Source organism: Citrobacter sp. wls716, from assembly GCF_005280975.1.
GTDB lineage: Bacteria > Pseudomonadota > Gammaproteobacteria > Enterobacterales > Enterobacteriaceae > Citrobacter > Citrobacter youngae.
On sequence record NZ_SZWX01000035.1, the window covers coordinates 71828 to 92283 of the forward strand.

Sequence of the window (20456 nt, forward strand, 5' to 3'; positions counted from 1 at the left end):
CCTACAGGCGATGACGGTAGTCGCTGGGTGTACGATCAAACTCGCGGCGGAACACGCGTGAGAACGTTTGTTGCGACACATAGCCGAGATCCATCGCAATATCGAAAATAGGTCGTTCGGTCGTCCGTAGTTCCACGGCGGCTAACAAAAGTCGGCGCTGGCGGATATAGTCACCCAACGTCTGACGCATCACCGTGCGGAACATCCTCTGTAAATACCACTTCGAGTAACCTGATTTTTTCGCCACCGCCTCAATGTTCAGCGGTTGATCGATATGTTCATCAATCCATTCAATAAGGGTCTGAATTATCTGCTGATGGGACATAGGGCTGCCTCTTTCTCAGTATTCGATTCGTCGTTTTGTCTGTGGGCGAGTATAATTCCTCAAGTTAACTTGAGGTAAAGCGATTTATGGAAAAGAAATTACCCCGGATAAAAGCGCTGCTCACGCCAGGTGAAGTCGCAAAACGTAGCGGTGTCGCGGTATCAACTCTGCACTTCTATGAAAGCAAAGGGTTAATCAGCAGCATGCGCAACAGCGGCAATCAGCGTCGATACAAACGTGATGTGTTGCGTTATGTCGCGATTATCAAGATTGCCCAGCGTATCGGTATACCACTGGCAACGATTGGCGACGCGCTAGGGGTATTACCCGAAGGACATTCGCTCAGCGCCAAAGAGTGGAAACAGCTCTCGTCGCAATGGCGTGAAGAACTGGACCGGCGTATTCATACCCTGGTGGCGTTGCGTGATGAACTGGATGGATGCATTGGTTGCGGTTGTTTGTCGCGTAGTGATTGCCCGTTGCGTAACCCAGGCGACCAGCTTGGTGAGCAGGGGACCGGAGCGCGCCTGCTGGAAGATGATTGATGGGTTTAAATATATGACGGATATATACCCTAAATAATTCGCGTTGTGGGAAGGCGGCAAGAGCACGAATCCCGATGAGCTTAGTAAACTAAGTGATTCGGGTGAGTAAACGCAGCCAACACACCTGCAACGTGAAGTATGACGGGTATAAAACTAAAGCGCCACAGAGGGCGCTTTAGTTTGGTTCCGGTCTTCGTCTTTCACTCTATCCCGCTGGTTCACGGGAGGGTTTCCCCCGACATCAACACCCCTCAGTCGAGCACATTAGGGGAGGTTCCGGCTTGTGTTGATAAGGTAAGTGTATGCCACCCCCGTCTATTTGCCAGTCGATTGATGGTTTTTTAGCCGAAAAATTTTCCGCATCTTCATTCGTTTTTTTGCGCGAATTAACGTGAAAGATTACCGCTGGGGTTGTAATAACTGCGCGAAATTTGTTGCCAGATTGCGCATTGACGATAACGTTTGCGCATCGACTGGCTATTTCTTGTGCGTTATAAGAAGAAATGAGTAAAAAGCGGCAAAGTTCAGTTGAAAACCAGTACATGATCGCTAGATAATCGTTTGCTTTTTTTTACCACCCGTTTTTATGCGCGGAGCTAAACGTTTGCTTTTTTGCGACACCCCTACTGACGCAAACCTGGCACAGGGAGAAAACGTTAAGCAGGCAGTGGATTGTCCAGCACGCATAATGACGAAAAATAAACTCTCAGGGGATGTTTTCTATGTCTACGCCTTCAGCGCGTACCGGCGGTTCACTCGACGCCTGGTTTAAAATTTCGCACCGTGGCAGTACCGTTCGACAGGAAGTCGTTGCCGGATTAACGACGTTTCTGGCGATGGTCTACTCTGTTATCGTAGTTCCAGGAATGCTGGGTAAAGCCGGTTTCCCGCCAGCCGCTGTATTTGTGGCAACCTGCCTGGTAGCCGGTGTCGGCTCTATTGTGATGGGCCTGTGGGCAAACCTGCCGCTGGCGATTGGTTGCGCCATTTCTTTGACGGCGTTTACCGCATTCAGCCTGGTGCTGGGGCAGCATATTAGCGTGCCTGTTGCGTTGGGCGCGGTGTTTCTGATGGGTGTTCTGTTTACCATCATTTCCGCGACAGGTATTCGTAGCTGGATCCTGCGCAATCTGCCACAGGGCGTTGCGCACGGTACGGGTATTGGTATCGGCCTGTTCCTGCTGCTGATTGCGGCAAACGGCGTTGGTCTGGTCATTAAGAACCCGCTGGATGGCCTGCCGGTTGCGCTGGGTGACTTCGACACCTTCCCGGTCATTATGTCGCTGATTGGTCTGGCGGTGATTATCGGCCTCGAAAAACTGAAAGTACCGGGTGGCATCCTGCTGACTATTATCGGTATTTCCGTTGTTGGCCTGATTTTCGATCCGGCCGTGCATTTCTCCGGTATTTTTGCCATGCCGTCTCTGAGCGACGAAAACGGCAACTCGCTGATCGGCAGCCTGGACATTATGGGCGCACTGAATCCTGTCGTTCTGCCGAGCGTGCTGGCGCTGGTCATGACCGCCGTCTTCGATGCGACCGGAACCATCCGCGCTGTTGCGGGCCAGGCGAATCTGCTGGATAAAGACGGTCAGATTATCGATGGCGGCAAAGCGTTAACGACTGACTCCCTGAGCAGCGTGTTCTCTGGTCTGGTGGGCGCTGCTCCGGCGGCGGTTTACATTGAATCTGCAGCGGGTACCGCGGCAGGGGGTAAAACCGGTCTGACGGCGATCACCGTAGGTGTTCTGTTCCTGCTGATCCTGTTCCTTTCTCCGCTCTCTTACCTTGTTCCTGCTTACGCAACGGCACCGGCGCTGATGTATGTTGGTTTGCTGATGCTGAGCAACGTGGCGAAAATCGACTTTACCGACTTCGTCGACGCGATGGCGGGACTGATTACCGCTGTCTTTATCGTGCTGACCTGTAATATCGTGACCGGCATTATGATCGGTTTTGCCACTCTGGTTATTGGCCGTATTGTTTCCGGCGAATGGCGAAAACTGAATATCGGAACGGTGGTGATTGCCGTGGCGCTGGTTGCATTCTATGCAGGCGGTTGGGCTATTTAATTCCGATACGCTCTTGATCCTGAAAACGGGTGGCTTTTGCCGCCCGTTTTTATTTTCAGAACACACTCGTTGTCTTTTGCGTTACTCTCGAGTAGATAGAATTGAGGCACGACGCCTCTCACCACTAATCATAAGAAACATCGCAAACAGGGAACGCATGGAAATCTTTTTCACCATACTCATCATGACCCTTGTGGTCTCGCTGTCGGGGGTATTTACTCGCGTATTGCCCTTCCAACTCCCTTTACCCCTTATGCAGATCGCCATCGGCGCCTTGCTGGCGTGGCCGACGTTTGGTTTGCATGTGGAATTCGATCCTGAGCTGTTTTTGGTGCTGTTCATCCCGCCGCTGCTGTTTGCCGATGGCTGGAAGACGCCAACGCGTGAGTTTCTGGAGCACGGACGAGAGATCTTCGGTCTGGCACTGGCGCTCGTACTGGTTACGGTGGTCGGCATTGGTTTTATGATTTATTGGCTGGTTCCGGGGATTCCGCTGATCCCCGCTTTTGCGCTGGCCGCAGTGTTATCGCCAACCGATGCCGTTGCCCTTTCTGGCATTGTAGGTGAGGGGCGTATACCGAAGAAAATCATGGGCATCCTGCAGGGCGAAGCGTTGATGAACGATGCGTCTGGCCTGGTATCGCTGAAATTTGCTGTGGCCGTGGCAATGGGAACGATGGTGTTTACCGTTGGTGGTGCGACGGTTGAGTTCTTTAAGGTAGCGATTGGCGGCATCCTGGCGGGTTTTGTCGTCAGCTGGTTGTATGGACGCTCTCTGCGCTTTCTTAGCCGCTGGGGCGGCGATGAGCCGGCAACGCAAATTGTTCTGCTGTTCCTGCTGCCGTTTGCTTCTTACCTGATTGCCGAACACATTGGTGTTTCCGGGATCCTCGCGGCGGTCGCAGCCGGGATGACGATAACCCGTTCAGGCGTAATGCGTCGTGCGCCATTGGCGATGCGCTTACGTGCTAACAGCACCTGGGCAATGCTGGAGTTCGTCTTTAACGGCATGGTCTTCCTGCTGTTAGGGCTGCAATTACCGGGGATTCTGGAGTCTTCTCTGGTGGCGGCAGAAGCCGATCCGAACGTTGAAACCTGGATGCTGTTTACCGATATCGTGCTGATTTACGTAGCGCTGATGCTGGTGCGTTTTGGCTGGCTGTGGACGATGAAAAAATTCAGTCTGCGCTTCCTGAAGAAAAAGCCGATGGAGTTTGGCTCATGGACAACGCGTGAAATCCTGATCGCCTCCTTTGCGGGGGTTCGCGGGGCGATTACGCTTGCCGGTGTGCTCTCCATCCCGCTGCTGTTGCCGGATGGTAGCGGCTTCCCGGCGCGCTACGAGCTAGTATTCCTTGCCGCGGGCGTGATCCTGTTCTCGCTGTTTGTCGGTGTAGTGATGCTACCGATTCTGCTGCAACACCTGGAAGTGGCAGATCACTCGCAGCAACTGAAAGAAGAGCGGATAGCCCGCGCTGCGACGGCGGAAGTCGCGATTGTTGCTATCCAGAAAATGGAAGAGCGTCTGGCGGCGGACAGCGAAGAGAATATTGATAATCAACTGCTGACCGAAGTGAGCTCTCGTGTAATCGGTAACCTGCGCCGTCGCGTCGATGGACGTAACGATGTGGAAAGCTCATTACAGGAAGAGAACCTCGAGCGACGTTTCCGCCTGGCGGCATTGCGTTCAGAACGTGCAGAGCTTTATCACCTGCGCGCCACGCGCGAAATCAGCAATGAAACGCTGCAGAAACTGTTGCACGATCTGGACTTGCTGGAAGCGTTGCTGATCGAGAACCAATAAACGGTTGTGCCGGATGCGCTACGCTTATCAGGCCTACGGAATCGAATTGTAGGCCGGGTAAGGCGTTTACGCCGCATCCGGCACTTACGATTCTTGTGTTAACCAAAACCCTTCGCAGCATGTCAGCCACGCCTGAGCGCTGTGCGACAGATACACGCCTTCACGCCAAATCATGCCCAGTTGCCAGCGTAAATCGCTCTCCAGCGGGATCCAGCGCAGCGTCTGTTTATCCAGTCGTTGGCAAATTGGCTCCGGTAAAATGGCAATCCCGACTCCGGCTTGTACCATCGCAGCCAGAAAATCCCACTGCCCGCTGCGTACCGCGATGCGCGGCTTGACGTTGTGCTGGCTAAACAGTTCAAGCAGCTGGCGACTCAAGGCGAAATCTTCGTTATAGATCAGCAGCGGGTGCTCCGCTAACGCTTCGGGGGAAATGGACTCACACGTTGTCCACTGACCGGAGCGGGGGACCAGCACGCAGAGCGGATGACTGAAAAGCGGTAAGGTTGCCAGTCCACTCTCTTCCTCGACCGGAAGGGCCGTCATGGCGACATCCAAATCACCGCTCATGACTGCCTGTTGGACGGTTAAGCCACCAAACTCCGATATTTTAAGCTCAACGCCGGGATAACGCTGGCGAAACAGGCTGATGGGACCTGCCATCAACATACCGACCATTGGCGGGATACCAAGGCGCAATAGCCCTTTGTTCAGATGGTTAATGTCGCTAAGTTCGGCTTCAAGCTGGCGAAACTCGGCCAAAATCGCCAGACCGCGCTCAAAAACAACCTGTCCGGTATCGGTCAATAAAAGCCGCCGACCGTCGCGGATTAACAGCGTGCAGTTCAGCTCGTCTTCAAGGTTCTTCAACATTTTGCTGATGGTGGGTTGGGTGACAAAAAGCTTCTCCGCTGCGCGGGTAAAGCTCTGCTGACGCACCACCTCAACAAAATATCGCAGCGTTCTGATATCCATGATTATTCCTTAAGACTATGCCTGCAATGAGTTTAATTCATTTCAGTCCTGGACGGGGGCTCTCTATACTGGCGCTCTCTATTTTTTAAGGACATACCCTCATGGCTGTGGCGATAAGCCGCGTGACGCCTGCTGTCATTCAACGACTCCAGATCCCCGTTCAGGTTCTGTTGTACGCAGGTCTCTTTGTATTTGCTCAATATCTTGTCTCCTGGCTGCATCTACCGCTTCCCGCCAACCTGGTCGGGATGGTGCTGATGTTGGCATTAATTATCTGCCGGGTTATCCCGCTGAGCTGGATACGCGCCGGTGCCCGCTGGTTACTGGCTGAAATGCTGCTGTTTTTTGTTCCGGCAGTGGTGGCCGTCGTCAACTATACGCAGCTGTTGTTAGTCGATGGCTGGCGTATTTTTGCTGTCATTGCGATAAGCACGCTGATGGTGCTCGGTGCCACGGCGTGGGTGGTCGATAAAGTGTATCGCTATGAAATGAGCAGGTTAAACCGTGAGTAATTTCCAGCTAAGCGTGTTGTGTCTGGTGATTACGCTGGGTATCTACTTTGCTAATAAGCGTTTGTATCGCCGTTTTCGTAAATTACCCCTGATGCCGCTGGTCCTCACGCCAGCACTGTTGGTGCTGATGCTGGTGTTCGGGCATATTTCCTGGCAAAACTATATTGGTGAATCGCACTGGTTGCTGTGGCTGTTAGGCCCGGCGACCATCGCCTTTGCCGTTCCGGTGTATGACAACCTTGCCGTGATTAAGCGTCACTGGATGTCGCTGACGGCGGGCGTGGTAACGGCAACGCTGGTGGCCGTTACCAGTTCCGTGTGGCTGGCGCGCCTGTTTATGTTGCCTGATGAGATCCAACGTAGCCTGGCGGTACGTTCCGTCACCACGCCGTTTGCGCTGGCAGCGGCAGAACCCTTGGGCGGGCAGCCGGACCTGGTGGCCTTGTTCGTGGTGGTGACCGGTGTATTCGGTATGGCCGTCGGTGATGTGCTGTTTTTACGGCTTTCCATCCGCGAAGGTATGGCCAAAGGCGCAGGGTTTGGCGCTGCATCGCATGGCGCAGGCACGGCGCGCTCTTATGAGCTTGGCCAGCAGGAGGGCGTGGTTGCCAGCCTGGTAATGATGCTTTCCGGTGTGGTGATGGTATTGGTGGCGCCGTTGGTCGCGAGGCTGATGTTCTAAGAAAGGATGTAATCCTCCGGCCCGAAAGCCGGAGGAGAGGGGAGGTTAGTGCGCGCGACCTTGTTCTACGCCGTACCCGGTCTGGGAGCGGATGAACTGAGCACGGAACTGCTCGCGTTCGCGGTTGCCTTCTTCTGAGTTGTCGGTAGCAGAGAAGAACCAGATCCCGAGGAACGCTATGCTGATGGAGAACAGCGCTGGATATTCATACGGGAAAATGGCTTTTTCGTGACCGAGGATCTGGACCCAAATGGTTGGGCCGAGAATCATCAATACTACCGCTGTTAACAGACCTAACCAGCCACCCAGCATTGCGCCACGGGTGGTCAGTCTTGACCAGTACATGGAAAGCAGAATGATGGGGAAGTTACAGCTGGCCGCGATGGCGAACGCCAGACCCACCATGAAGGCGATGTTCTGATTTTCGAACAGCACGCCGAGCACGATGGCAATCACACCCAATATCAGTACGGTAATTTTCGAGACGCGCAGTTCTTCACGCTCGGTAGCGCCTTTGCGGAACACGTTAGCGTACAGATCGTGAGAAACTGCCGAAGCGCCCGCCAGCGTCAGCCCGGCAACCACCGCCAGGATGGTGGCAAACGCCACTGCAGAGATGAAGCCGAGGAACAGGTTACCGCCCACCGCATTCGCCAGGTGAACCGCCGCCATGTTGTTACCACCGATCAGTGCGCCTGCAGCATCTTTGTACTCTGGATTAGCGCCTACCAGCATGATCGCGCCAAAGCCGATGATAAAGGTCAGGATGTAGAAATAACCCATAAAACCGGTGGCATAGAATACGCTCTTACGCGCTTCGCGGGCATCGCTGACCGTGAAGAAACGCATCAGAATATGCGGCAAACCTGCTGTACCGAACATCAATCCAAGACCTAACGACAGGGCGGATATCGGATCTTTTACCAGACCGCCCGGGCTCATAATCGCGGAGCCTTTCGGGTGTACCGCCATCGCTTCGGTGAACAGGTTGTTGAAGCTGAAGCCGACGTGCTTCATTACCATGAAGGCCATAAAGCTGGCGCCGAACAGCAGCAGAACGGCTTTAATGATCTGTACCCAGGTGGTTGCCAGCATGCCGCCAAACAGCACGTACATCATCATCAGCACGCCAACCAGCACCACGGCGATGTGATAGTTCAGACCAAACAGCAGCTCAATCAGCTTACCTGCGCCGACCATCTGGGCGATCAGATACAGCGCGACCACCACCAGGGAACCGCAGGCCGACAGAATACGGATAGGACCCTGCTTCAGACGATAAGACGCAACGTCTGCAAAGGTGTAACGACCGAGGTTACGCAAACGCTCCGCAATCAGGAACAGGATAATCGGCCAGCCGACCAGGAAGCCGAGCGAGTAGATCAGCCCGTCATAACCCGAGGTGAACACCAGCGCGGAAATCCCGAGGAACGATGCCGCCGACATATAGTCGCCCGCAATCGCCAGCCCGTTCTGGAAACCGGTGATGTTACCGCCAGCGGTGTAGTAGTCATTACGCGAACGTACGCGCTTAGACGCCCAGTAAGTAATACCGAGCGTAAAGATGACGAAAATCAGGAACATAATAATCGCCTGCCAGTTGGTTGGCTGGCGTTGAACTGCACCGCTAATAGCATCCGCCGCGTTTGCGGCGAAGGGCAGCGTGGCGGCAAGCGCCGTCAGGACTCTCTTCATGATGCTTTAACCTCGTGCAGAACTGCATTGTTCAGGCGATCAAATTCACCGTTGGCCCGCCAGATGTAGATCCCGGTCAGGATGAAGGAGATAAGGATCACGCCGACCCCAATCGGAATACCCCGGGTGACGCTGGTTCCCGCGTGTAGCGGCGTACCCAGCCAGCCAGGCGCAAAGGCAATCAGTAAAATAAAGCTGATATAAACTGCCAGCATGATGATGGACAGAATGGTGGCAAACCGTTGCCGTTTTTCTACTAACTCCCTGAAACGCGCACTGTCTTCTATCCGCTGATAAATATTGTCATTCATCACAGAGTCTCCAGAGGTCCCCCTGCGTCTTTCGTGCTACAGGTTCGTTGGCCGCACTCGCCTACCCCAGTCACATAGTGAACTATGTGACTGGGGATATGCTTGCTTGCCGCCTTCCTGTAACACGAAATCCTTTGGGGAGGTTTTTATATTTCCTTCCCGGTCAGGGGAGGGGTAGGGATAGGATTTGTAGGCCCGATAAGCAGCGCGCCATCGGGCATTTCACGGTTATGGTTATGATGGCATCGCTATGGCCTGCTTCTCTTCGAGCAGTTTCTCTACCACGCCAGGATCGGCAAGGGTTGAGGTATCGCCCAGATTGCTGGTATCGCCCGCCGCGATTTTTCGCAGAATACGGCGCATGATTTTGCCGGAGCGGGTTTTCGGCAGTGAGTCGGTCCAGTGCAGCACGTCTGGCGTTGCTAACGGGCCAATTTCTTTTCGTACCCAGTTGCGCACCTCGGCGTACAACTCAGGTGACGGCTCTTCGCCGTGATTCAGCGTGACGTAGGCGTAAATGGCCTGGCCTTTAATACTATGTGGAATGCCGACCACGGCGGCTTCGGCAATCTTTGGATGCGACACCAGCGCCGACTCGATTTCTGCTGTACCCAGGCGGTGGCCCGAGACGTTCAGCACGTCATCCACACGTCCGGTTATCCAGTAATAGCCGTCTTCGTCACGACGCGCGCCGTCGCCGCTGAAGTACATATTCTTGAAGGTAGAGAAGTAGGTTTGCTCAAAGCGTTCGTGATCGCCAAACAACGTTCTCGCCTGACCCGGCCAGGAGTCGGTGATCACCAGGTTGCCTTCGGTCGCCCCTTCCTGCGGATTACCTTCGTTATCAACGATGGCTGGTTGTACGCCAAAGAATGGACGGGTGGCGGAACCGGCTTTCAGCTCGGTGGCGCCCGGCAGTGGGGTGATCATGAATCCCCCGGTTTCGGTCTGCCACCAGGTATCAACGACCGGACATTTTTCGTTGCCAATTTTCTTCCAGTACCACTCCCATGCTTCCGGGTTAATCGGCTCGCCAACGGAACCCAAAATGCGTAGCGATGAACGGTTAGTGCCTTCAATCGCCTTATCACCTTCTGCCATCAGGGCGCGGATAGCCGTTGGCGCAGTATAGAGGATTGTGACCTGGTGCTTGTCCACGACCTGTGACATACGCGCCGGGGTCGGCCAGTTAGGTACACCTTCAAACATCAGCGTGGTGGCACCGCAGGCCAGCGGACCGTACAGCAAATAGCTGTGGCCGGTAACCCAACCCACATCAGCAGTACACCAGTAGATATCGTCCTGATGGTAATCAAACACATACTTAAAGGTCGTTGCCGCGTAAACCAGATATCCCCCCGTGGTGTGCAGCACGCCTTTTGGCTTACCGGTTGAACCAGAGGTATACAGGATAAACAGCGGATCTTCCGCGTTCATTTCTTCCGGCTGATGTTCAGGGCTGGCTTTTTCTATAAGATCGGACCACCACAGGTCACGGCCTTCCTGCCATTCCGTTTTTCCACCGGTTCGTTTGAGGACGACCACATGCTCCACGGTCTTCACGTTCGGGTTTTTCAGCGCATCATCGACGTTCTTTTTCAGCGGGATGCTGCGTCCGGCGCGCACGCCTTCATCAGCGGTGATCACCAGGCGTGAATTGGAGTCGATAATACGTCCGGCGACGGCCTCCGGTGAGAACCCACCGAAGATGACCGAATGCACCGCGCCAATGCGGGCGCAGGCCAGCATGGCCACCGCAGCTTCCGGCACCATCGGCATATAGATCGCTACCACATCGCCTTTTTTAATGCCTAAATCCAGCAATGTATTGGCGAAACGACAAACATCGCGATGCAGTTCGCGATAGGTAATGTTTTTACTTTGGCTGGCGTCATCGCCTTCCCAGATGATGGCGGTACGATTGCCGTTTTCCTGCAGATGGCGGTCAAGGCAGTTTGCCGCCAGGTTCAGCGTGCCGTCTTCGTACCATTTAATCGACACGTTGCCGGGTGCAAAAGAGGTGTTCTTTACCTGGCTGTATGGCGTGATCCAATCAAGAATTTTTCCCTGCTCGCCCCAAAATGTGTCGGGATCGGTAATGGACTGTTGGTATTTCGCTTCGTACTGCTCCGGGTTTATCAGGCAACGGTCCGCAATGTTTGCGGGAATAGCGTGTTTGTGTATTTGGCTCATGGCTTTTGTTCTCCTTGTAGGATGTTAATAATATGTCGCACAAACGTTAAATGTAGGGGCTTTGCGAGTTTTGTTTAGTATTTGGGCGACAGATCACGCAATAACCGAATTGTGCAAATTAGCGGCAAACTGAATTTTGAAGAGAACTAGCAAAAATTGATTAAACCTCGCGATAACATGCGGTTATATAGAGAGTTTTGAAAAGGTGATCTGTGTCGGGTATAGACAAAAGAGTGAGGGATTAGAAGGGGTAAATAACTCTAAAGTGGTATTTTACATACACTTACAATTGATTAAAAACAACATTTCTTGTGGGGTTTCTTGTTACAAATAGGGTGGAGCAATGTCATGACAGTATTCGTGTGGTTGCTGTTATGGAAAACAATAAAAGAACCGCCATTGCAGATAATGGCGTCATCTGGATGAGACCCCTATGGCAAGGATAAAATCACGCGTACGCCGTTTCTTCAGCCTGTTAGTACCTTTATTATTTATCTCTGCAGTTCACGCTGAACAAACCCCCGTACCCGCAAAAACCGTCACCGTTGAAGCGAAGAATGAAGTCTTCGCCCCTCAGCATCCCGATCAATATCTCTCCTGGAAAGCCACCTCTGAGCAATCAGCCCGTGAAGATGCGCTGGCAGAAGACCCTCGTCTGGTGATCCTGTGGGCGGGATATCCCTTCTCGCGCGATTACAACAAACCGCGTGGACACGCATATGCCGTGACCGATGTCCGTGAAACCTTACGTACCGGTGCACCCAAAACGGCAGAAGATGGTCCGTTGCCGATGGCCTGCTGGAGCTGTAAAAGCCCGGACGTGGCGCGTCTGATCCAGAAAGACGGTGAAGATGGCTACTTCCACGGTAAATGGGCGCGCGGCGGTCCTGAAATTGTTAACAATCTTGGCTGCGGAGATTGCCATAACACCGCGTCACCAGACTTTGCCAAAGGCAAGCCAGAACTGACGCTGTCGCGCCCTTATGCTGAACGCGCGATGGAAACCATCGGCAAACCGTTTGAGAAAGCCGGTCGCTTCGATCAGCAATCCATGGTCTGCGGCCAGTGCCACGTGGAGTACTACTTCGACGGTAAAAACAAAGCCGTTAAGTTCCCGTGGGACGACGGCATGAAAGTCGAGAACATGGAGAAATACTACGACACCATCGCCTTCTCTGACTGGACCAACTCCCTGTCTAAAACCCCAATGCTGAAAGCGCAGCACCCGGAGTATGAAACCTGGAGCGCAGGCATTCACGGCAAGAACAACGTGACCTGTATCGACTGCCACATGCCGAAAGTGCAGAACGCGGAAGGCAAGATCTACACCGACCATAAGATTGGGAATCCGTTCGATAACTTCGCTCAGACCTGTGCGAACTGCCACACCCAGGACAAAGCGTCCCTGCAAAAAGTGGTCGCCGAGCGTAAACAGGCCATTCATGACCTGAAAATCAAGGTTGAAGATCAACTGGTACATGCCCATTTCGAAGCGAAAGCAGCATGGGATGCGGGCGCAACGGAAGCGGAAATGAAGCCGATTCTGGAAGACATTCGCCACGCGCAATGGCGTTGGGACCTGTCTATCGCCTCACACGGTATTCACATGCACGCGCCGGAAGAAGGCCTGCGGATGCTGGGTAGCGCCATGGATAAAGCTGCCGATGCGCGTACCAAACTGGTCCGTCTGCTGGCGACCAAAGGCATCACGCATGAAATCCCGTTACCGGATATCTCTACCAAAGAGAAAGCCCAGGCGGCGATTGGTCTGAACATGCAGCAAATCAATGCTGAGAAACAGGACTTCATCAAAACGGTGATTCCGCAGTGGGAAGATCAGGCGCGTAAAAACGGTCTGTTAAGCCAATAACCCCATTTCGCCCCGCAAGGGGCGGATAACTCAACGGAGTGAATATGAGCGTATTACGTTCGTTATTAACTGCTGGGGTGCTGGCGTCAGGCTTGTTATGGAGCCTGAGTGGAATCACTGCCACGCCAACGCCGCAGGAGTCGGATCAACGCTGGACGGTTACCCAACAGCGTAATCCGGATGCCGCCTGTCTGGACTGTCATAAGCCCGATACCGAAGGCATGCATGGTAAGCATGCGGAAGTCATCAACCCGAATAACAAACTGCCGGTCACCTGCACCAACTGTCACGGCCAGCCGTCACCGAACCACCGTGAAGGGGTGAAGGATGTGATGCGCTTTAACGAGCCGATGTACAACGTGGAGCAGCAGAACAGCGTCTGTATGTCCTGTCACCTGCCTGAGCAGTTGCAAAAAGCGTTCTGGCCGCACGATGTCCACGTAACCAAAGTGGCGTGTGCCAGTTGTCACTCATTGCATCCGAAGCAAGACACGATGCAGACGCTAAGCGATAAAGGACGGATCAAGATTTGCGTCGATTGCCACAGCGATCAGCGTAACAATCCGAACTTTAACCCGGCGTCGGTTCCGTTGCTTAAGGAGCATCCATGAGTTGCTCTCGTCGCCAGTTTATCACCGGCGTCGGCGCGCTGGTGGCAGTGAGCGGGACGGCGGGACGCGTTGTGGCGAAGACGCTGAACATCAACGGCGTGCGTTACGGTATGGTTCATGATGAGTCTTTATGCATCGGCTGTACGGCTTGCATGGATGCTTGTCGGGAAGTTAACAACGTGCCGGAAGGTGTATCGCGTCTGACGATTATTCGCAGCGAGCCGCAAGGGACATTTCCTGATGTGAAGTATCGCTTCTTCCGTCACTCGTGCCAGCATTGTGACCATGCTCCCTGCGTTGACGTCTGCCCGACGGGGGCATCGTATCGCGATGCCGCCAACGGCATTGTGGATGTGAACCCCGACCTTTGCGTTGGCTGCCAGTACTGTATCGCCGCGTGTCCTTATCGTGTGCGCTTTATCCATCCGGTAAGCAAAACGGCGGATAAATGCGATTTCTGCCGGAAAACCAACCTGAAAGCGGGCAAACAGCCTGCCTGCGTTGAGTCATGTCCGACGAAGGCGCTGACGTTTGGTAATCTGGACGATCCCAACAGCGATATCTCCCGCTTGTTGCAGCAGAAAACCACCTACCGTTACAAGCTGGCGCTGGGTACAAAACCGAAGGTCTACCGCGTTCCCTTTAAATTTGGGGAGGTGAGCCAATGACATCCGCTTCTGCATTTCATTTTGAATCACTGGTGTGGGACTGGCCCATTGCCATCTATCTGTTCCTGATAGGCATTTCCGCCGGACTGGTTACGCTGGCAATTTTGCTACGTCGTTTCCATCCGCAGGCGGGTGGTTCTGACAGCACGCTGCTGCGCACCACGCTGGTGTTAGGGCCGGGGGCGATTATCTTCGGTTTGCTGATTCTGGTGTTCCACCTGACGCGTCCATGGACCTTCTGGAAACTGATGTTCCACTACAGCTTCACTTCGGTGATGTCGATGGGGGTCATGCTGTTCCAGTTGTACATGGTGGTGTTAGTGCTGTGGCTGGCAAAAATCTTTGAAAAAGAGGTGATTGCCCTGCAACAGCGGTTCGTGCCGCGACTGACGATGGTGTCAAAACTCCTGACGCTAATCACGCCGTTCCATCGCGCGCTTGAGACGCTGATGCTGGTGCTGGCGGTCCTGCTCGGGGCGTATACCGGGTTCCTGCTGTCGGCGCTGAAATCCTACCCGTTCCTGAATAACCCGATCCTGCCGGTGCTGTTCCTGTTCTCCGGGATCTCCTCCGGTGCGGCGGTGGCGCTGATCGCCATGGCATTACGCCATCGTAGCAACCCGCACAGCACCGAAGCGCACTTTGTGCATCGCATGGAAGTCCCGGTAGTATGGCTGGAGATCTTCCTGCTGGCGGCGTTCTTTGTTGGTCTGGCGCTGGGCGATGACGGCAAAATGCGTGCGCTGGCGGCGGCACTGGGCGGCGGATTCTGGACCTGGTGGTTCTGGCTGGGCGTGGCCGGGCTTGGGCTGATACTGCCGATGCTGCTAAAACCCTGGGCCAATCGCAGTTCGACGTTTCATGGCGTGCTGGCAGTGTGCGGCGCCAGCCTGACCGGCGTACTGCTGCTGCGCTTTTTTATTCTCTATGCGGGTCAGCTAACCGTTGCGTAAGGTGATATCTGGACGTTCTCCTTCCTGAAGCCGGTTTTCTGGCGCTGTTATTAAGCCTCGGGGTCAACGTATTGACCCCGCTTGCCGTGTTGGTGGGTGTCCGCCAGCGCTGGCAAGGGGTGATGCGCCTGGCATGCGTGGGCGTGTGGACGCAATTTGCCCTGCTGCTACTGGCCTTTGCCATTCTGGTATTCTGCTTTCTGACCAGTGACTTTTCGGTGGTCTACGTTGCCCAGCACAGCTACAGCCTGCTGCCGTGGGGATTAAAACTGGCGGCGGTGTGGGGCGGTCATGAAGGATCGCTGCTACTGTGGGTGCTGTTTCTTTCCGCCTGGAGCGCGCTGTTCGCTTTTCGCTATCGGCGTGATGCCGACGCGCTGTTTCCGCTGACGCTCAGCGTCCTTTCAATGATAACGGCCCTGCTGTTGCTGTTTGTGGTGGTATGGTCCGATCCGTTCGTGCGTATCTTTCCGCCAGCCATTGAAGGGCGCGACCTTAATCCGATGCTGCAACATCTCGGATTAATTCTCCACCCGCCGCTGCTGTACCTGGGTTACGGGGGGTTAATGGTGGCGGCAGGCGTGGCGCTGGCCTCGCTGCTGTGCGGTGACTTTAACGCACAAAGCGCCTGGGTGTGCTGGCGCTGGGCGCTGCCCGGCTGGTGCGCGCTGACGCTGGGGATTATCCTCGGTTCCTGGTGGGCCTACTGCGAGCTGGGCTGGGGCGGTTGGTGGTTCTGGGACCCGGTAGAAAACGCTTCCTTATTACCCTGGCTTTCCGCCAGCGCGCTGCTGCATAGCCTGTATATCACGCGCCAGCGCGGGATCTTCCGCCACTGGTCGCTGCTGCTGGCTATCGTCACGCTGATTTTATCGCTGCTGGGGACGCTGATTGTGCGTTCCGGCATTCTCGTTTCGGTGCATGCTTTCGCGCTGGATAACGTCCGTGCCGCGCCGCTGTTTGCGCTGTTTACCGTGTTGAGTCTGGCGTCGCTCGGGCTGTACGCCTGGCGGGGCCAGCAAGTCCGGCAGAATGCGCGTTTTGGCGGTTGGTCACGCGAGATGCTGATTCTGGTTGCGTTGCTGCTCTTTAGTGCGGTGCTGCTGATTGTGCTGATTGGCACGCTCTACCCGATGATTTACGGGCTGTTCGGCTGGGGGCGGCTTTCCGTGGGCGCACCGTACTTTAATCGCGCTACGCTGCCCTTTGGGCTGCTGATGCTACTGGTTATTGTGCTGGCTATGGTCAGAAGCCGCAAAGTGTCTTTCCGCATCCAACTTCCGGCACTGCTGGCGCATGCCGGGGTGCTGGTGTTTGCGGCCGGGATTGTCTTTTCCAGCGGGAGCCGTCAGGAGATAAGCCTGAACCTGAGCCCTGGGCAGCAGGTGGAACTGGCGGGTTACATTTTCCGTTTTGAGCGTCTCGACCTGGAAGCCAAAGGTAACTACACCAGTGAAAAAGCGCAGATCACGCTGTGGCACAATGAGAAACGCATTGGCAGCCTGCAACCTGAAAGGCGCTTCTATGCCGCGCGTCGTCAACAGATGATGGAGCCGGGGATCCGCTGGAGTCTGTTACATGACTGGTACGCGGTGATGGGTGAAAAAACCGGACCAGACCGTTATGCCATGCGCTTGTACGTGCAGACCGGCGTGCGTTGGATTTGGGGCGGCGGACTGTTAATGGTCTTTGGCGCGCTGCTGAGCGGATGGCGAGGAAGGAAGCGTGATGCGTAATATTTGCGGTTTTATCGTCCTGTTTTTTATCACTTTCGCCACGCATGCCCAGGTTGTGGACACATGGACGTTTGCCAACCCGCAACAGCAGGAGAAAGCGCTATCTATTGCCAGCCAACTGCGCTGCCCGCAGTGCCAAAACCAAAACTTGCTGGAATCTAATGCGCCGGTAGCTGTCAGTATGCGCCATCAGGTTTACAGCATGGTGGCGGAAGGGAAAAGTGAAGCCGAGATAACCACGTGGATGACCGATCGTTACGGTGACTTCGTTCGTTATAATCCGCCGCTGAATGAGCAAACGCTGCTGCTGTGGGCGTTGCCGTGCCTGTTGTTGTTACTGGTCGGCGTGGTGGTCTGGCGAGTGAGAAAGCGTCAGCGCGCAGAGGAGGAGGTGCAATGAGTCAGTCCGAACATCCCACTGCGCCGTTACGACCAATGCCCGTGAAGCGGCTGACTGCTGCGGTGGTGCTGATGGTTGTGGCCTGCATCGGCGGTTATCTGTTGACGCCAAAATGGCAGGCGGTGCGGCAGGAACAGGCGCGACTGGCGGACCCTTTACATGCGTTCTCCGATGATAACATTCAGGAAAAACAGCTACTTTCTTTGCAGTCGCAGATTCGTGCTGCTCCACAGGACGGTGTGTTATGGGCGCAACTGGGGGAATATTATCTTTGGCAAAATGCGTATCACAATGCACTGCTGGCCTATGAGCAGGCGCTGCGTTTTCGGGGTGACAACGCCGAAATCTATTCGGCGCTGGCGACGGTGTTGTACTATCAGGCCGGGCAACATATGACACCGCAAACGCGCGAAATGATAGATAAATCCCTGGCGCTGGACGGTAACGAAGTTACCGCGCTGATGTTGTTAGCCTCAGATGCGTTTATGCAGGCTGATTACGCACAGGCGATTTCAGTGTGGCAAAAAGTAATGGATTTAAACTCGCCGAGGGTGAATCGTGCGCAGTTGATCGACTCGATTAATATGGCGAAATTATTGCAGAATCGGCAAAAATAAATTTGTTTTTTTTGTGATTTGCATCATTTTGCCTGTTTAAAAAACAGGCAATTGAACAAGTGGGCAAAAAAAACTCATGGAAGAACTTCTTCATTTTTTATCAAATAAAAATTCTTTTATAACAAAAAGTTATTCATGATTACCGATATAAACTCGCGTTTTTATGCATAATTTCAGCTAAACCCCCTGTTCTGAAAGGCTTGCGCGAGATAGCGTGCAAATGATAATGATAATAAGCGTTAAAAAACTCTATAAACGAACGCAACACAAATCATACCCTTTCAGTATGTACTGTTCTCGCATTTTTATATGCGGAATAGCGCTCCATCGAGGAAGTCCGTTGTTATGAAAAATTTGAAAGTCAGCCTGGCATGGCAGATCCTCATCGCCATGGTGCTGGGCATTTTGCTGGGGAGTTACCTGCATTACCATAGTGACAGTCGCGAATGGCTGGTGTTAAACCTGTTGCAACCGGCGGGTGATATCTTTATCCACCTGATTAAAATGATTGTCGTGCCGATTGTTATCTCCACGCTGGTTGTGGGTATTGCCGGGGTGGGTGATGCCAAACAGCTGGGCCGTATTGGCGCCAAAACCATTCTCTATTTCGAAGTGATCACCACCATCGCCATTATTCTCGGCATTACGCTGGCGAACGTGTTTCAACCGGGTTCCGGGATTGATATGTCGCAGCTGGCGACTGTGGATATTTCGAAATATCAAAATACAACCGCAGAAGTGCAAAGCCACGCGCATGGCCTGATGGGCACGATTTTGTCACTGGTGCCGACCAACATCGTCGCATCGATGGCGAAAGGCGACATGCTGCCGATTATCTTCTTTTCGGTGTTATTCGGTTTAGGCTTGTCTTCGCTGCCAGCTACTCACCGCGAGCCGCTGGTGACCGTGTTCCGCTCTATTTCCGAAACCATGTTTAAAGTGACGCACATGGTGATGCGCTACGCGCCGGTTGGCGTTTTCGCGCTGATTGCTGTGACCGTCGCGAACTTCGGTTTTGCCTCACTGTGGCCGCTGGCGAAGCTGGTACTGTTGGTGCATTTTGCCATCCTGTTCTTTGCGCTGGTGGTGCTGGGTATCGTGGCGCGTGTCTGTGGTCTGAGTATCTGGATCTTAATCCGTATCCTGAAAGATGAGCTGATTCTGGCGTATTCAACCGCCAGTTCTGAGAGCGTACTGCCGCGTATTATTGAGAAAATGGAAGCCTATGGCGCGCCAGCCTCAATTACCAGCTTTGTGGTGCCGACCGGTTACTCATTTAACCTTGATGGCTCAACGTTGTACCAGAGTATTGCCGCTATTTTCATTGCGCAGCTGTACGGTATCGACCTGTCACTATGGCAGGAAATCGTATTGGTGCTGACGTTGATGGTCACCTCGAAAGGGATTGCAGGCGTGCCGGGCGTCTCCTTCGTCGTACTGCTGGCTACGCTTGGCAGCGTCGGGATCCCGCTGGAAGGCCTGGCGTTTATCGCCGGCGTTGACCGTATCCTCGACATGGCGCGTACCGCGCTGAACGTGGTGGGGAATGCACTGGCGGTGCTGGTAATCGCCAAGTGGGAACACAAGTTTGACCGCAAGAAAGCGCTGGCTTACGAGCGCGAGATGCTGGGTAAATTTGATAAGACCGCGCAGTAATTAGTGATGGGTGCCTGATGGCGACGCTCACGCGTCTTATCAGGCCTACACATCTTTTGTAGGCCGGATAAGCGTAGCGCCATCCGGCAACCAGCATCAACCATTGGTTAGCTTTTCAAACTCTTCACAGCCGGTATCAAATCCTTCCATACAGCTCAGATTCAGCCAGTGCAGCGCCTTCTGTTTATTCTTCACGATAAACCCCTGCTCGCCGTTTAAGAACATCATTCCGGCCCAGTACTCGGAATAACCGGTGCGGGAGATGGCCGAGCTGCGCTTGAAATACCATGTGGCCTTTTCATCGTCAGCAGGAATACCCACGCCATTGGCGTAGATCAGTCCGAGCAGCATTTGTGCATCGACAGTGGAGTCATTTTCCAGATCTTCAGAGGCGTTTTGCAGCAATGTAATGGCTTTGGGGTAATCTGTGCGTCCAGCCTGCGTGTTCACCAGAATTCTCGCCAGCGTAATTTCCCCCGCCTTACTGCCTGCCTCGGTCGCTTTTTCGGCCAGCGTTTTGGCTTGTGGATAATCCAGACTGACCGGGTTGGTTATCTTAATTTGCGCCAGTAAGGCCCAGGCATCCGCATCGCCGTTGTCGGCTGCTTTTTGCGCCCAGTATTCGGCTTTGCTCAAATCGCCTGAACTAAACCAGGTATCGGCGAGAAAGTATTGTGCGCGTCGGTCTCCTGCCTCAGCGGCCTGTAAGTACTGGCTTCCTGGCTCAGTATCACTGGCATGGGCAAAGAATGTCATAAAGAACATCAATGCAATGATTTGTTTCATTTTGAGTTTTATTTAGGGTACGGAATGAACAGTATAAAGAGATCG

At 53.9% G+C, this 20456-nt stretch carries 18 protein-coding genes and 1 pseudogene; 13 read left to right on the forward strand and 6 right to left on the reverse strand.

Annotation, left to right across the window (positions count from 1 at the left end; genetic code table 11):
• Position 1: 1 nt before the first annotated feature.
• Positions 2-325: a superoxide response transcriptional regulator SoxS gene (gene soxS, locus FDX24_RS12325; protein WP_005132611.1), complete on the reverse strand. Its 324-nt coding sequence runs from the start codon at positions 323-325 to the stop codon at positions 2-4.
• Positions 326-411: 86 nt separating this feature from the next.
• On the opposite strand from soxS, the gene soxR reads away from it, so the two are divergent.
• The 3 genes from soxR (at position 412) to FDX24_RS12340 (ending at position 4746) form a co-directional block, all read left to right on the forward strand.
• On the forward strand, positions 412-870 hold the full coding sequence (gene soxR / locus FDX24_RS12330) for a redox-sensitive transcriptional activator SoxR (RefSeq protein ID WP_003826630.1): 459 nt from the start codon (positions 412-414) through the stop codon (positions 868-870).
• A 722-nt stretch (positions 871-1592) separates the two neighbouring features.
• Positions 1593-2942 carry a guanine/hypoxanthine transporter GhxP gene (gene ghxP / locus FDX24_RS12335; protein WP_005132609.1) on the forward strand — a complete coding sequence of 450 codons (1350 nt, stop codon included), beginning with the start codon at positions 1593-1595 and terminating at the stop codon, positions 2940-2942.
• A gap of 157 nt (positions 2943-3099) precedes the next feature.
• Entirely contained in the window at positions 3100-4746 is a 1647-nt protein-coding gene (locus FDX24_RS12340; RefSeq protein ID WP_040229801.1) for a Na+/H+ antiporter, read from the forward strand.
• Between the two features lie 84 nt (positions 4747-4830).
• On the opposite strand, the gene FDX24_RS12345 is transcribed toward FDX24_RS12340, so the two are convergent.
• Positions 4831-5721 (reverse strand): LysR family transcriptional regulator, encoded by an 891-nt coding sequence (locus FDX24_RS12345; RefSeq protein WP_040229800.1) that lies wholly within the window; start codon positions 5719-5721, stop codon positions 4831-4833.
• 101 nt (positions 5722-5822) lie between these two features.
• Here FDX24_RS12345 and FDX24_RS12350 point away from each other — a divergent pair, with 101 nt between their 5' ends.
• Positions 5823-6233, forward strand: coding sequence for a CidA/LrgA family protein (locus FDX24_RS12350; RefSeq protein ID WP_048213917.1), 411 nt, complete (start codon positions 5823-5825; stop codon positions 6231-6233).
• Positions 6226-6915, forward strand: coding sequence for an LrgB family protein (locus FDX24_RS12355; protein WP_003031745.1), 690 nt, complete (start codon positions 6226-6228; stop codon positions 6913-6915). Before FDX24_RS12350 ends, FDX24_RS12355 begins: the two co-directional genes overlap by 8 nt.
• 45 nt (positions 6916-6960) lie before the next feature.
• Here the strand turns inward: FDX24_RS12355 and actP are convergent, their stop codons facing one another.
• The 3 genes from actP to acs all read right to left on the reverse strand — a co-directional run bounded on the left by actP (position 6961) and on the right by acs (position 11114).
• Complete coding sequence (gene actP / locus FDX24_RS12360; protein ID WP_137364381.1) at positions 6961-8610, reverse strand: cation/acetate symporter ActP; 1650 nt, start codon at positions 8608-8610, stop codon at positions 6961-6963.
• A complete protein-coding gene (locus FDX24_RS12365) occupies positions 8607-8921 on the reverse strand; it encodes a DUF485 domain-containing protein (protein ID WP_006688274.1) in 315 nt (104 codons plus the stop codon). Before FDX24_RS12365 ends, actP begins: the two co-directional genes overlap by 4 nt.
• Positions 8922-9155: 234 nt before the next feature.
• Positions 9156-11114 carry an acetate--CoA ligase gene (acs, locus tag FDX24_RS12370; RefSeq protein WP_048213915.1) on the reverse strand — a complete coding sequence of 653 codons (1959 nt, stop codon included), beginning with the start codon at positions 11112-11114 and terminating at the stop codon, positions 9156-9158.
• A 433-nt stretch (positions 11115-11547) separates the two neighbouring features.
• Here acs and nrfA point away from each other — a divergent pair, with 433 nt between their 5' ends.
• The 8 genes and pseudogenes from nrfA (at position 11548) to gltP (ending at position 19625) form a co-directional block, all read left to right on the forward strand.
• The gene (gene nrfA / locus FDX24_RS12375; RefSeq protein ID WP_048213914.1) at positions 11548-12984 is read left to right on the forward strand and encodes an ammonia-forming nitrite reductase cytochrome c552 subunit; all 1437 of its coding nucleotides are present in this window, start codon (positions 11548-11550) and stop codon (positions 12982-12984) included.
• Between the two features lie 44 nt (positions 12985-13028).
• The gene (nrfB, locus tag FDX24_RS12380; RefSeq protein ID WP_043018095.1) at positions 13029-13595 is read left to right on the forward strand and encodes a cytochrome c nitrite reductase pentaheme subunit; all 567 of its coding nucleotides are present in this window, start codon (positions 13029-13031) and stop codon (positions 13593-13595) included.
• Positions 13592-14263: a cytochrome c nitrite reductase Fe-S protein gene (gene nrfC, locus FDX24_RS12385; RefSeq protein WP_005132585.1), complete on the forward strand. Its 672-nt coding sequence runs from the start codon at positions 13592-13594 to the stop codon at positions 14261-14263. Before nrfB ends, nrfC begins: the two co-directional genes overlap by 4 nt.
• On the forward strand, positions 14260-15216 hold the full coding sequence (gene nrfD, locus FDX24_RS12390; RefSeq protein WP_061067029.1) for a cytochrome c nitrite reductase subunit NrfD: 957 nt from the start codon (positions 14260-14262) through the stop codon (positions 15214-15216). The genes nrfC and nrfD overlap by 4 nt, the downstream gene beginning before the upstream one ends.
• 8 nt (positions 15217-15224) lie before the next feature.
• Positions 15225-16952, forward strand: a complete 1728-nt coding sequence (locus FDX24_RS12395) for a heme lyase CcmF/NrfE family subunit (protein ID WP_170973068.1) — start codon at positions 15225-15227, stop codon at positions 16950-16952.
• A gap of 25 nt (positions 16953-16977) precedes the next feature.
• A pseudogene (gene nrfF, locus FDX24_RS23850) lies at positions 16978-17352 on the forward strand (heme lyase NrfEFG subunit NrfF); the annotation flags it as partial.
• The gene (gene nrfG / locus FDX24_RS12400) at positions 17349-17969 is read left to right on the forward strand and encodes a heme lyase NrfEFG subunit NrfG (protein ID WP_048213909.1); all 621 of its coding nucleotides are present in this window, start codon (positions 17349-17351) and stop codon (positions 17967-17969) included. The pseudogene nrfF and the gene nrfG, both read left to right, overlap by 4 nt.
• Before the next feature lie 345 nt (positions 17970-18314).
• Positions 18315-19625 (forward strand): glutamate/aspartate:proton symporter GltP, encoded by a 1311-nt coding sequence (gltP, locus tag FDX24_RS12405; protein WP_048213908.1) that lies wholly within the window; start codon positions 18315-18317, stop codon positions 19623-19625.
• 96 nt (positions 19626-19721) lie between these two features.
• Here the strand turns inward: gltP and yjcO are convergent, their stop codons facing one another.
• Positions 19722-20411: a Sel1 family TPR-like repeat protein YjcO gene (gene yjcO, locus FDX24_RS12410; protein ID WP_061067033.1), complete on the reverse strand. Its 690-nt coding sequence runs from the start codon at positions 20409-20411 to the stop codon at positions 19722-19724.
• Positions 20412-20456 lie beyond the last annotated feature (45 nt).

Coding starts and splice junctions, on each gene's coding strand:
- soxS (WP_005132611.1), bottom strand. CDS start 325: ATGTCCCATCAGCAGATAATTCAGACCCTTATTGAATGGATTGATGAA.
- FDX24_RS12365 (WP_006688274.1), bottom strand. CDS start 8,921: ATGAATGACAATATTTATCAGCGGATAGAAGACAGTGCGCGTTTCAGG.
- nrfA (WP_048213914.1), top strand. CDS start 11,548: ATGGCAAGGATAAAATCACGCGTACGCCGTTTCTTCAGCCTGTTAGTA.
- actP (WP_137364381.1), bottom strand. CDS start 8,610: ATGAAGAGAGTCCTGACGGCGCTTGCCGCCACGCTGCCCTTCGCCGCA.
- nrfD (WP_061067029.1), top strand. CDS start 14,260: ATGACATCCGCTTCTGCATTTCATTTTGAATCACTGGTGTGGGACTGG.
- nrfB (WP_043018095.1), top strand. CDS start 13,029: ATGAGCGTATTACGTTCGTTATTAACTGCTGGGGTGCTGGCGTCAGGC.
- soxR (WP_003826630.1), top strand. CDS start 412: ATGGAAAAGAAATTACCCCGGATAAAAGCGCTGCTCACGCCAGGTGAA.
- FDX24_RS12345 (WP_040229800.1), bottom strand. CDS start 5,721: ATGGATATCAGAACGCTGCGATATTTTGTTGAGGTGGTGCGTCAGCAG.
- nrfC (WP_005132585.1), top strand. CDS start 13,592: ATGAGTTGCTCTCGTCGCCAGTTTATCACCGGCGTCGGCGCGCTGGTG.
- yjcO (WP_061067033.1), bottom strand. CDS start 20,411: ATGAAACAAATCATTGCATTGATGTTCTTTATGACATTCTTTGCCCAT.
- FDX24_RS12340 (WP_040229801.1), top strand. CDS start 3,100: ATGGAAATCTTTTTCACCATACTCATCATGACCCTTGTGGTCTCGCTG.
- ghxP (WP_005132609.1), top strand. CDS start 1,593: ATGTCTACGCCTTCAGCGCGTACCGGCGGTTCACTCGACGCCTGGTTT.
- FDX24_RS12350 (WP_048213917.1), top strand. CDS start 5,823: ATGGCTGTGGCGATAAGCCGCGTGACGCCTGCTGTCATTCAACGACTC.
- nrfG (WP_048213909.1), top strand. CDS start 17,349: ATGAGTCAGTCCGAACATCCCACTGCGCCGTTACGACCAATGCCCGTG.
- gltP (WP_048213908.1), top strand. CDS start 18,315: ATGAAAAATTTGAAAGTCAGCCTGGCATGGCAGATCCTCATCGCCATG.
- acs (WP_048213915.1), bottom strand. CDS start 11,114: ATGAGCCAAATACACAAACACGCTATTCCCGCAAACATTGCGGACCGT.